Source organism: Streptomyces sp. NPDC017529 (assembly GCF_044329785.1).
Lineage (GTDB): Bacteria > Actinomycetota > Actinomycetes > Streptomycetales > Streptomycetaceae > Streptomyces.
This window is the reverse complement of record NZ_JBIRJY010000001.1, coordinates 794,686-806,744: the sequence shown is the minus strand read 5'-3', so window position 1 is coordinate 806,744 and position 12,059 is coordinate 794,686. Positions and strand designations below refer to the sequence as shown.

The window sequence follows — 12,059 nt, the reverse complement described above, 5'->3', positions numbered from 1 at the left end:
GATCAGGTGCGGCGCCACAGGGCCGGTACGGCCGGCGGCTCCCATCCGTCGCGCGCCGTGTGCGCCTGGAGGCACGCGTACGAGGCGCCTCCGTAGGTGACCTGGTCACCCGCCCGGTACTCGGTGCCGGCGGCCCAGCTGCCGCCGGGCTCGGTCGGCTTGCCCGTGGGCGTCGGGGTGGGGGAGGGCGAGCCCTTCACCCGGAGGACGAAGTCGAACGTCGCCTCCTTGGTCTGCCCGTTCTGCCGCACATTCATCAGCAGCGCGGGGTTGAAGATCGGGTCGGTGTTGTTGCGCGGCTCGCCGGGGAAGTAGAGCTGCGTGGTGAGGATCGGCTGGTTCGGTGCCTGGACCTTGACGTGCAGGTGCCGGGTGCGGCCCGGGTAGAGGCCCGGCACGATCGTGGTGAGCTTGAACGCGCCGCGCGCGTCGGTGAACTGGTGCCCGCGGAACCGGAACCCGGCGTTGTCGTAGGCGCCGTTGGCGTCCGCCTGCCACCAGTCCAGCAGAACGCGGGACAGCGGCTGGCAGGTCAGCCCGAAGACGTAGCCGCTCACGGTGAGCCGCGTGCCCTGGGTGCCCGCCTCGATCAGCGAGTCCCGCAGCGGCGAGTTCGGCTTGAAGTACGGGCCCTCGGTCTGGGACGGGGTCGGGTCGTCGGTGTCCTCGCAGTACGGGGTGGGGGTGAGCGTGCCGCCCTCGGCGGGCTTCGTGTCGCGGGCCAGGGCGGCCCCGCCGAGCAGCAGCGGCAGCGGCACCGCCGCGACGGCCGCCCTGAGCACGTTCTTACGGGTGATCCCTCTGCGTGTACCGCCGTCGGTGTCTCTCTCGGCGCTGTCGGTGCCGTCTGTGCGTCCGTCTTCCATCGTGCGCTCCTGAGCCGGGGGAAGGGGGCGAGGAGGGCCCCGGTACGGGGTGGCAGGAGCCGGGTGCCGTCCTCGCCGGTGGGGCTGGCTGACGGCGACAGACGCTATTCGGGCCGCGGCGGGGCTTCGATGGACTCGGCGCGGGGGTCATGGTGAATTCCTCCGGTGCCGCCCGCCGTGCGGCGGAAGTCGCCGGGGCTCAGCCCCGTCTCCCTGCGGAAGAAGCGGCAGAAGTACGCCGGGTCGGCGAAGCCCGTCCGCCGGGCCACCTGGGCCACGGTCAGCTGCGTACCGGACAGCAGCCGCTTGGCCTCCACGGTCTGCGCGTGCCGGATCAGGGCGCCCGGAGTCCGGCCGGTGCTGCGCTTGACCAGATCGGCCAGATGCCCTACAGAGACGCCCAGTTCGTCGGCGTAGGAACGGACGGTGCGGCCTCCGGGGCCGTGTTGTGCCAACAGCCGGGTGAACTCCCGCGCCACCAGGGCGGGCCGGCCGCCCGCCTCGCCCGACCCGCCTGCGCCGCCCGTGCCGCGCGGGCCCGGCGTGCCGTCCGGTGCGGACAGCCGTAACGCGCGGGCGATCAGGATGTGCAGCTGCGCCTGGAGGACCGAGACGAACGACGGCGCCCGCTCCCCGTACTCCCGCAGCATCTCGCCCACCAGGCCGGTCAGCCGCGCCGCGTCGCCGGGCCCGGGGTGTATCCACGGGCGTTCGCCCAGCTCCGCCAGCGCGTCCCGGTCGCCGGGGTGGGCCAGCAGGAAGTCGTCGGTGAACAGGATCACCCAGCCGCGCAGGCCGGAGACGCGGTCCCAGTAGTGCACCTGGCCCGGCGTGATGAAGCACAGGTGGGGCGGGCGCAGCGGCAGGCGGGCGAGGTCGAGGACGTGGGTGCCGGCGCCGCCCGTCACGTACACGATCTCGTGGAAGGAGTGCCGGTGCGGGAAGCCGGCCCGCGAGAGGGGGCCGATGGTGTCGAACGAGCCGATGGCGAAGGGCAGGAGGTGGGGGGCCGGAACGTCGAGCCGGTGCAGCGGCACGGGGCCTTCGGCCTGGTCGTTGCCGCCGCGCGGGGCGAAGACGTCCGGTGCGGGGCCCGCCCGCCGCCCGCCGCGGGAGGCCTTGGTCCGCCGGGTCCGTTCGGTCACCTGCTCGGTCCGTCCGGTCACGCCCTCACCATACGGGCGCGCGCAAGACCGTATCCGGGGCGGCGTGTTCCGTACGCGGCGGCCGGTGCCGGCGGCCCGGGGGAGGCGGCCCCGGCGGGCGGAACGACCGATCGGCTTGCGCCATGGTCGTTCACGCGGGGCGCACCACCTATTCGGTGAATGCCGCCCGCACTGTCACCCCGCGGTCGTACCGTGGTAGCGGTGGTGCAAGATCGGTGTACGAAGGAGCAACCGCCCATGGAGCGTGGCCCGTCGCACGGCGACGACAGGGTGGGCGCGGTGCCTCGGGTGCCGGCGCCACGGGACACCGTGCCCGGGCGGATACCGCTCGCCGTCGTGCTGGTGGACGCCGACGGACTGGTCTCCCACTGGAGCACGGGTGCGCGCAGGCTCTTCGGGCCCGCCAGGGAGGAAGCGGTGGGGACGCCCGCCGTCGACCTGATGCCGGTCTCCGGCGCGCTGGGCGAGGACGAGTGGTCGGGGCCAGGCTGGGGCGGCGCCCCCGAGGGCGAGCGGTGCAACGGCCCCGACCTGGAAGCGTCGTTGGGCGGCCGGTCCGGCTACCCCACCGCGGGCCGCGCCCGGATGGCGGACGTGGAGCGCGGCACGGTCGACATCCTGTGGTGGGCGTACCCGCTGGTCGGCCCCGGCGCGGAACGGCTCCTCGTGCTGGCGGCGGACGCCGACCAGTTGCACGGCCACGGCGATGCGGAAGGCACCGGCACCGGGGAGGACGAGCGGTTCGCGCCCGGCTTCGCGCTGCACACGGACTTCGAGGGCTCCGAGGTGCTGGCCGCCCAACTGCCGCAGATCCTGCCGAGCATGAGCCCCCGGGAGAGCGCCCGGATCGTCTCCCAGGTGCTGGAGCTGGGCTATCCGGTGCTGGAGATCAGCCAGCAGGCGCGCTTCCCCGTCACACCGGACTGGGGCGTGCCGCGCCGGGTGGAGCGGCGGGCCCGGCTGCTGCGGACGGCAGAGGACCCGGGGGCCGACGCGCAGTCCGCCGCCGAGGCCGCCGCGGAGCTGGAGTCCGACCTCGAATACGCCGCCGTCCGCGAGCGGCTGGAGTTCCTGAACGAGGTCAGCGGCCGGATCGGCTCGTCCCTGGACCTGTCCCACACCATCCAGGAGGTCAGCGAGGCCGTAGTGCCGCGCTTCACCGACGTGGCCGGCACCTACCTGCGCGAACAGGTCATCGCGGGCGAGGGGTTCCCCGACGGCCCGCCGGACGCCACGACCATGTGGCACCGCGTCGCGGTCGAGCACAACGACGAGCCGGGCCGGTGGGACGACGTGGTGCCGGTCGGCGAGTCGATGCCCTTCCCCGTGCACACGCCGTTCTTCCAGTGCATGACCACCGGCGAGCCGGTGCTGATCCCGCGCATCAGCGAGGAGCTGGGGAACGCGATCGCCGCGCAGTTCGAGAAGCGGGACATCAGCCCGCTGATCAACCGGCGGTCGCTGCTGGTGGTGCCGCTCAAGGCGCGCAACGTGGTGCTGGGCTTCATGATCCTGCTGCGCCACCCGGAGCGCATGGAGTTCAACGACATGGACCGGGTGACGGGCGCCGAACTGGCCGCCCGCGCCGGCCTCGTCCTGGACAACGCCCGCATGTACACGTACCAGGAGAACGTCGCCGAGACGCTCCAGGACAGCATGCTCCCGCACATCGAACCGCGCATGGCCGGCTGCGACACGGCCACCCGCTACCTGCCCGGTGCCCGCCTCGGCCGGGTCGGCGGCGACTGGTTCGACACCATCAAGCTGCCCGGCTCGCGCACCGCCCTCGTCGTCGGCGACGTGATGGGGCACGGCCTGAACTCGGCCGCGATGATGGGCCAGCTGCGTACGGCCGTGCAGACCATGGCCGCCATCGACATGCACCCTGCCCAGCTGCTGCGCAGCCTGGACGACCTCGCGCAGCGGCTGGGCGACAACTACCTCGCGACCTGCCTGTACGCGGTCTACGACCCGATCGGGCAGCAGCTGACGATCGCCAACGCCGGACACATCCCGCCCGTCCTGGTACGGGCCGTGGACGGCCGCAGCGAGCTGCTGGAGCTGCCGACCGGTGCGCCCGTCGGCGTCGGCGGGGTGCCTTTCGAGGCGGTCACGGTCCCGGTGGCGGCGGGCGACCGGCTGGTGCTGTGCACGGACGGCCTGGTGGAGGTGCGGGGCGAGGACATAGGGGTGGGCCTGGCGGCGCTCGCGGAGTCCGCCGCCCACCCGGCCGCGTCCATGGACGACGCCTGCGACGCCATCATCCGCGCGCTGAACGTGCGCGGCGGCCGCAAGGACGACGTGGCGCTGCTGATGGCGCGGCTCAACGGGATCGCGCCCGAGGACGTCGCCGAGTGGCGGCTGGCCATCGAGGCGCGGGAGGCCGCCCGCGCCCGCCGGCTGGTCCGCGGCCAGCTCGCGCGCTGGGGGCTCGCGGCGGCCTCGGAGACCGCCGAGCTGCTCGTCAGCGAGGTCGTCACCAATGCGGTACGGCATGCGCACACCCAGCACGTACTGCTGCGGCTGGTGCGGACGGAAGCGCTGCTGTGCGAGGTCTCGGACGACGACCACGCGCTGCCGCAGATGCTGAGCGCGAAGGACGACGACGAGTTCGGGCGCGGGCTGCGGGTGGTCAGCAGGCTCGCCCGGGAGTGGGGCACGAGCCGGACGGCGACCGGCAAGACGGTCTGGTTCGAGCAGAACCTGCCGCGTACGGGAAGCAACCAGCCGCGCAACGGGCGTACGCGGGGCTCGAACACCGCGTGAAAGAACGGTTGCCGGGCTTGCGGGAGGCCGGGTGCGGCAGTAGCAATTGGCCATGAGCGCTTCAAGCCACTATCTGCGGGCCTGGGAAGGCTTCTGGCGTGACGCGCCGGAGGGCGAGGGCGAGGTCTTCTGGGACTCCGACCCGTCACTGACGGCCGAACTCCACCTGCCGCTGTTCGCGGACCACTTCGATGCCGCGCTCCCGGTCGTCGACCTGGGCTGCGGCAACGGCACCCAGACCCGCTTCCTGGCCGGGCGGTACCCCCGCGCGATCGGCGTCGACCTCTCGGAGGCGGCCGTCGGGCGCGCCCGCGCCGACGACCCGTCGGGGGCGGCCGAGTACCGGCGCCTGGACGCGGCCGACCCGGTGGCCGTGCGCGCCCTGCACGGCGAGCTGGGCGACGCCAACGTGTACCTGCGCGGCGTGCTCCACCAGTGCGTGCCGAAGGACCGGCCCCGGATCGTGGAGAACATCGCGACGCTGCTGGGCCGCCGTGGCCGGATCTTCGCCGTCGAACCGGCCGAGGCGTCCAGGGACGTGTTCGTGTCGCTGGCCCAGAGCCCCGAGGGCCCGCCCGGCAAGCTGCTGGCCGTGCTCGCGCACGGCATCGCGCCCGGCGAGATGGCCGACTCGGTCGTCCCCGAGCTGCTGGCCGCCTACGGCCTGCGGGTGATCGCCACCGGCCGGCTGCCGCTGATGACGACCGAGTACCGGGCGGACGGCTCGCGGATCGAGATTCCCACGAACTGGCTGGTGGCGGGGGCGGCGGACGGTCGGACGTAACGTTTTTGCCCGGCCGGTACGGACGGTCCGGGCGCCGGGGAACGGCCTCCGAGGGCCCGCGGCCGACCGCGCATCGGCCGTGGGTACCCCCGTGCTTCCCCCGTACGGCGGAGGCGGCCCGGCCCCGAGCGCGATGTGGGGCGAGAGCGGCGGACGGCACCGTGGTGCACGGCCGGACAGCCGGCCGGCCGGTGGTCCGCCACCGGACGCCCACGCCCCAGGAGGAAGCATGCTCCGTTCCCGTCCCCTTCGCGTCGCCGCGGCCGCGGCCCTGGCCCTGTGCGCCGGGACCGCGCTGACACTGGGCATACAGGTCCCGGCGATGGCGGCTCCGGCGGCGACGGCACCGGTCCCGGCACCCCTGGCCGCCGGCAGCACCACCGGTGAACCGTCGCTCACCGGGGCGGGCCAGCTGAAGCGCCGGCCGGGCGACGACGTCCACTTCGCCTTCGACGCACGCGGTTTCGCCGACAAGGCGGGCGGCACGTTCTCCGCCGGCCACCACGTGGACGGGAAGTGGGGCCAGAGCAGCGCCCCGTTCGAAACCCTGGCGAAGGGCGGCTTCAAGGTCCGGCACTGGATGCCGCCCCGCCCGGCCGCCCAGGGCTGAGTCCCGGGACGGGCGCCGTGCCGCCACGGGGGTGTGGCGCGGCGCCCGGTGCCGGGTTGCGGCGATCGGGCGCACTCGTGCCGAGGCCGGGAGCGCGGCGGCCGGTCCTGGCTATGGTGGGAAGCCTGCCCGGCGGGGTGCGCCACGGCGCGGCCCGCCGGAGCCGTGCGGGAGCGGACTGCCTCCTGCCTGCGATGGGACGGGTGCATGGTGAAGATCCTCATTTCCGCGGACATGGAGGGCGCCACCGGGGTGACGTGGCCGGACGACGTCCTGCCCGGCCACGCCCAGTGGCAGCGGTTCCGGCCGGTGTTCACCTCGGACGTCAACGCGGCGATCGCCGGGTTCTTCGACGGCGGCGCCGACGAGGTCTTGGTCAACGAGGCCCACTGGTCCATGCGCAACCTGCTGCTGGAGCAGCTCGACGAGCGGGCGCAGCTGCTCAGCGGCAAGCACAAGGCGCTCAGCATGGTCGAGGGCGTCCAGTACGGCGACGTGGACGGCGTCGCGTTCGTCGGGTACCACACGGGCGCCGGAACGGAGGGCGTGCTGGCCCACACGTACCTTGCCAACTCCCTGACCGGCGTGTGGGTGAACGGCACACGGGCCAGCGAGGGGTACCTCAACTCGCTGGTGGTGGCCGAGTACGGGGTGCCGGTGGTGCTGGTCACCGGCGACGACCGGACCTGCGAGGACGCCGCCGGGTACGCGCCCCGGGCGCGGGCCGTGGCCGTCAAGGACTACGTGTCCCGGTACGCGGCCGTGTGCCGGACACCGGCCCGCACGGCCGCCGACATCAGAGCGGCGGCGTGCGAGGCGGCGGCGCTCGCGGTGCGCACCGACCCGGTGCACGGCGGCCCGTTCACCGTCGCGATGGAGTTCGACGCCGAGCACCTGGTGGGCCAGGCGACGTGTGTGCCGGGTGTCGAGCGAACCGGGGAGCGCCGCGTCGCGTATACCAGCGAGAACATGTACGAAGCGATCCGCTGCTTCAAGACGGTCACCACCGTCGTGTCGTCGGCGGTGGAGGAGCAATATGGCTGACAGCGCCGGCGACATGGCGGACCGCCCGGACGACACGGTGGGCCGGCAGGCCCTCGACGAGGTCGTGCGGTTCACGTCCGATCTGATCCGCATCGACACCACCAACCGCGGCGGCGGCGACTGCCGGGAGCGCCCGGCCGCGGAGTACGTCGCGGAGCGGCTCGCCGAAGCCGGCCTGGAGCCCGTCCTCCTGGAGCGCAGTCCGGGCCGTACTAATGTCGTCGCGCGCGTCGAGGGCACCGACCCGGGCGCGGCGGCCCTGCTTGTGCACGGGCACCTGGACGTGGTGCCCGCCGAGCCTGCCGACTGGAGCAGGCACCCGTTCTCCGGGGACGTCGCGGACGGCGTCGTGTGGGGCCGCGGAGCCGTCGACATGAAGAACATGGACGCGATGGTGCTCGCCGTCGTCAGGGAATGGGCGCGTACCGGCGTACGCCCCCGGCGGGACGTGGTGCTGGCGTTCACGGCCGACGAGGAGGCCAGCGCCGTGGACGGCTCGGGTTTCCTCGCCGACCACCACCCCGGCCTCTTCGAGGGCTGTACGGAGGGCATCAGCGAGTCGGGGGCGTTCACCTTCCACGCGGGCGGCGGGATGCGGCTGTACCCGGTCGCGGCGGGGGAGCGGGGCACCGCGTGGCTGAAACTGACCGCCGAGGGCAAGGCGGGACACGGCTCCAAGGTCAACCGCGCCAACGCCGTCAGCCGGCTCGCCGCTGCCGTGGCCCGCATCGGCGAGCACCGGTGGCCCGTCCGGATCACCGACACCGTGCGCGCCGCGCTCACCGAACTGGCCGCCCTGCACGGCATCGAGACCAACGTGGACGCGCCGGACTTCGACGTGGACACGCTGCTCAGCAAGCTGGGGCCGTCCGCGGCGCTGGTCGAGCCGACGGTGCGCAACAGCGCCAACCCCACGATGCTGGAGGCCGGTTACAAGGTCAACGTCATCCCGGGCAACGCCGTCGCCCACGTGGACGGCCGGGTGGTGCCCGGCGGCGAGGCGGAGTTCCGTACCACCATGGACCGGCTGACCGGGCCCGAGGTGTCCTGGGCGTACGACCACGGCGAGGTGGCGCTCCAGGCCCCGGTCGCCTCCCCGGCGTACGCCGCGATGCGGGCCGCCATCGAGCGGTTCGACCCGGCCGGGCACGTCGTCCCGTACTGCATGTCGGGCGGTACGGACGCCAAGCAGTTCTCCCGGCTGGGCATCGCCGGATACGGCTTCTCGCCGCTCAAGCTGCCCCCGGGCTTCGACTACCAGGCCCTGTTCCACGGGGTCGACGAGTGTGTCCCGGTGGAGGCGCTGCACTTCGGCGTGCGGGTCCTGGACCACTTCCTGACGTCGACGACGGGGCGGCCGGGCCGTGCGTGAGCAGGTGGCGGAACGTTGGAGCACGCCGCCCGCGTGCCCCGCGCGAAACCGTCCCTTTCCGGCCACCACCGGACCACGGTGACGCACCGAACGGGTTGATGCCCGGCCCCGTGTACGACAGGCTTAGCGGCTCCCACGCCTAAGGAGGAACGCCACCATGGTGACCACGGCCCCCTACGGAGCCTGGCCGTCCCCGATAGACGCCCGGATGGTCGCCGTGCACGACGGCCGCCCCGAGTTCGTCGGCGTGGTCGGTGACGAGGTGTGGTGGACCGAACCCCGCCCCGCGGAGGGTGGCCGGCGCGCGCTGGTCCGCAGGCGCTCCGACGGCACGGAACAGCCGGTGCTGCCCGCGCCCTGGAACGTGCGCAGCCGGGTCATCGAATACGGCGGCCAGCCCTGGGCCGGGGCGGTGGGCACGGACGGCCGCACGGTGGCCGTCTTCTGCGACTTCGCCGACCAGCGGCTGTACGTGTTCGAGCCGGACGGCGAGGCGGCGCCCCGCCCCCTGACCCCTGTCTCGCCCGTCGGCGGCGGACTGCGCTGGGCCGACCCGGTGCTGCGCCTGGACCGCGGCGAGGTGTGGTGCGTCCTGGAGGAGTTCACCGGGCCCGGACCGGCCGACCTGCGCCGGGTGTTCGCGGCCGTGCCGCTGGACGGCTCGGCGGCCGGCGACCGCGCGGCGGTACGCGAGCTGAGCGACGACCGGCACCGCTTCGTGACGGGCCCGCGGGTCTCGCCGGACGGGCGGCGGGCGGCGTGGATCGCCTGGGACCACCCGCGGATGCCGTGGGACGGCACGGTCGTCCTGCTCGCCGACGTCACCGGCGAAGGGCGGTTCACCGGCGTACGGGAACTGGCCGGCGGCGCCGGCGAATCCGTCGCGCAGGTGGAGTGGGACGCGGACGGCACGCTGCTGTACGTCTCGGACGCCGACGGCTGGTGGGAGCTGCGGCGCGCCGACCCGGACGCGGCCGGGACGCCGGGCAGGCGCCTGTGCCGGCCGAGGCAGGAGGAGTTCGGCGGCCCGCTGTGGAAGCTCGGACTGCGCTGGTTCCTGCCGCTGGAGGGCGGCACGATCGCGGTGGTGCACGGCCGCGGCGCCACCGCGCTGGGCATCCTCGACCCGGTCACCGGCGAACTGGTGGACGCGGCCGGGCCGTGGACGGAGTGGGCGCCCTCGCTGGCCGTGCACGGCAGCCGGGTGGTCGGCGTCGCCGCCAGCCCGCGCAGCGCGTACGAGATCGTGGAACTGGACACCTGTACGGGCCGGTCCCGGGTGATCGCGGCCCGGCACGCCGACGCCGTGGACCCCGTCCACTACCCCGAGCCGCAGATCCGCACGTTCACCGGCCCCGACGGCCGCGACATCCACGCCCACATCTACCCGCCGCACAGCCCGGGGCACCGTGCGCCCGACGGCGAGCTGCCGCCGTACGTCGTCTGGGCGCACGGCGGCCCGACCGGCCACGCCCCGCTCGTACTGGACCTGGAGATCGCCTACTTCACCTCGCGCGGCATCGGCGTCGCCGAGGTCAACTACGGCGGTTCGACGGGGTACGGGCGGGAGTACCGCGAACGGCTGCGCGAGCAGTGGGGCGTGGTGGACGTCGAGGACTGCGCGGCCGTCGCCGAGGCGCTGGCCGACGAGGGCACCGCCGACCGGCACCGGCTGGCCATCCGCGGCGGCAGCGCCGGCGGCTGGACGGCCGCGGCCTCGCTCACCACGACCGGCCTGTACGCCTGCGGCACGATCAGCTACCCGGTCCTCGACCTGGTGGGCTGGGCCGAGGACGGCACCCACGACTTCGAGTCGCAGTACCTGGAAAGCCTGATCGGCCCGCGCGACGAGGTGCCCGACCGCTACCGCGACCGCTCCCCGCTGCACCACGCGGACCGTATCTCCGCGCCCTTCCTGCTCCTCCAGGGACTGGACGACGTGGTCTGCCCGCCCGCGCAGTGCGAACGGTTCCTCGCGAAGGTCGCCGGCCAGGGCCCCCCCCACGCCTACCTCGCCTTCGAGGGCGAGGGCCACGGCTTCCGCCGCGAGGACACCATCGTCCGCGCCCTCGAAGCGGAACTTTCCCTGTACGCCCAGACCTTCGGCGTCAGCCGACCGGATGTCGCCGTACTGGATTTGACGAAGTAGCGGCGCACGGCCGCCCCCGGCCGGCAGGAGCCGCCTGCGTCGGGCTCCAAGCGCGCTCAAGGACGGATCCGCATACTGCACACGGCTGACGCGGTGCGCGGTACGCGGTGCTCGTTCTCGGAGCGCGCGAGGCCGGACGAGGAGGGCGGAGCATGCGGAGCGGGCGGAGTCTGTGGCGCTTCGTCCACGCGGCATGGTCGGGGCTGGCGGCCTTGGGCCAGTGCTGCTGGTGGAGCGTTTCGGTGACGGAATTCCCGGCGCCGGCCCTTGCGGATGAGACCGGGCCCGGAGACGCGCACCCGGAGCGGCTGGTGCCGCCGTCGGGGCTGAGCCGTCGAGAACGCGCCCAGTGGCAGGCCCTGGAGAAGGGCTGGGCCCGGGGCACCGGCCCGTGACCACCGCCATTTCTCGGGAATCTCCCCGTTCGCATAACGGTTTGGGCACTTCACGGTCGTCGGGTTAAGTTACCGCGCTGTAGTCCTATTTATGGGGGGAAGCCTGTATGCGTAAGGGCAAATGGGGCGCGGTGTCCGCCGTGCTCGCGATCGGTGTGCTCGCCGGTTGCTCGTCCACTGCCGACAAGGGCGGCGACGCCGCCAAGGAGGCCTCGCCCTCGGCGGCGGCCTCGGCTCCGGCGAACGCGGCGAAGGGTGACGAGAAGGCGAAGGCCGGCAACGCCGACGCGTGGAAGAAGGGCACCCGGATCGGGGCCGCCGGGACGGCCTGCGAGCTGCCGGTGTCGTTCGACGTGGCGAAGGCGTGGAAGCCCAAGGGGCTCTCGGCCGAGGACGGGGAACTGCTCGGCAAGCTGATGGGCCGTACGTCGGTCAGGGGCGCGTGCGAGATCGACGCCAAGCCGGCGGGCAACATCGGGTTCATCCGCGTGTGGACCGCGGACGGCACGCAGAAGTCGCCGCGCCAGGTCCTGGAGGCCTTCACGGCCGAGGAGAAGGGCGTCGACAAGAAGGAGATCAGCGACATCAAGGCCGGCGACCTGCCCGCCGCCGAGGTCGCCTACACGGTGAAGAGCCCGATCCGGGACGAGCCCCAGCAGGAACGGGCGTTCGCGGTGGTGACGCCGAAGGGCGCGACCGTCGTCCACCTCGGCGGGTTCGACAACACCGAGCACAAGGAGATGCTCCCGGCGTACGAGCTGGCCAAGAAGACGGTGGCCCCGGTTTCCTGACCGCCGGGTGTGCGCCGCCGGCCGCCACTCCAACGAGCGACCGCCGCGCCCGTCAGCCGCGCTGCCGCCGGTCTCGTACGGGTGGTCCGGCGGGGCGGCGCTCCGCTGTTCGTGCA

10 protein-coding genes are annotated in these 12,059 nt (G+C 73.7%); 8 read left to right on the top strand and 2 right to left on the bottom strand.

Annotation, left to right across the window (positions count from 1 at the left end; translation table 11 throughout):
- Positions 1-2: 2 nt before the first annotated feature.
- Both ACH4K4_RS03175 and ACH4K4_RS03170 read right to left on the bottom strand, forming a co-directional pair.
- Positions 3-866 carry a carbohydrate-binding protein gene (locus ACH4K4_RS03175; protein WP_398164384.1) on the bottom strand — a complete coding sequence of 288 codons (864 nt, stop codon included), beginning with the start codon at positions 864-866 and terminating at the stop codon, positions 3-5.
- Between the two features lie 104 nt (positions 867-970).
- Entirely contained in the window at positions 971-1,897 is a 927-nt protein-coding gene (locus ACH4K4_RS03170; RefSeq protein ID WP_398164524.1) for an AraC family transcriptional regulator, read from the bottom strand.
- A 372-nt stretch (positions 1,898-2,269) separates the two neighbouring features.
- Between ACH4K4_RS03170 and ACH4K4_RS03165 the strand changes: the two genes are divergently transcribed.
- The 8 genes from ACH4K4_RS03165 (at position 2,270) to ACH4K4_RS03130 (ending at position 11,943) form a co-directional block, all read left to right on the top strand.
- Positions 2,270-4,798, top strand: a complete 2,529-nt coding sequence (locus ACH4K4_RS03165; RefSeq protein WP_398164383.1) for a SpoIIE family protein phosphatase — start codon at positions 2,270-2,272, stop codon at positions 4,796-4,798.
- A gap of 52 nt (positions 4,799-4,850) precedes the next feature.
- Positions 4,851-5,582 (top strand): class I SAM-dependent methyltransferase, encoded by a 732-nt coding sequence (locus ACH4K4_RS03160; protein WP_398164381.1) that lies wholly within the window; start codon positions 4,851-4,853, stop codon positions 5,580-5,582.
- 229 nt (positions 5,583-5,811) lie between these two features.
- Positions 5,812-6,192 carry a hypothetical protein gene (locus tag ACH4K4_RS03155; RefSeq protein ID WP_398164379.1) on the top strand — a complete coding sequence of 127 codons (381 nt, stop codon included), beginning with the start codon at positions 5,812-5,814 and terminating at the stop codon, positions 6,190-6,192.
- 210 nt (positions 6,193-6,402) lie between these two features.
- Positions 6,403-7,236: a M55 family metallopeptidase gene (locus tag ACH4K4_RS03150; protein WP_398164523.1), complete on the top strand. Its 834-nt coding sequence runs from the start codon at positions 6,403-6,405 to the stop codon at positions 7,234-7,236.
- Positions 7,229-8,608: a M20/M25/M40 family metallo-hydrolase gene (locus ACH4K4_RS03145; protein WP_398164378.1), complete on the top strand. Its 1,380-nt coding sequence runs from the start codon at positions 7,229-7,231 to the stop codon at positions 8,606-8,608. The genes ACH4K4_RS03150 and ACH4K4_RS03145 overlap by 8 nt, the downstream gene beginning before the upstream one ends.
- A gap of 157 nt (positions 8,609-8,765) precedes the next feature.
- On the top strand, positions 8,766-10,757 hold the full coding sequence (locus ACH4K4_RS03140) for a prolyl oligopeptidase family serine peptidase (RefSeq protein WP_398164377.1): 1,992 nt from the start codon (positions 8,766-8,768) through the stop codon (positions 10,755-10,757).
- 152 nt (positions 10,758-10,909) lie between these two features.
- A complete protein-coding gene (locus tag ACH4K4_RS03135) occupies positions 10,910-11,152 on the top strand; it encodes a DUF6059 family protein (protein ID WP_398164375.1) in 243 nt (80 codons plus the stop codon).
- Positions 11,153-11,259: 107 nt separating this feature from the next.
- Positions 11,260-11,943 (top strand): lipoprotein, encoded by a 684-nt coding sequence (locus tag ACH4K4_RS03130; RefSeq protein WP_398164374.1) that lies wholly within the window; start codon positions 11,260-11,262, stop codon positions 11,941-11,943.
- The last annotated feature ends 116 nt before the right edge of the window (positions 11,944-12,059 follow it).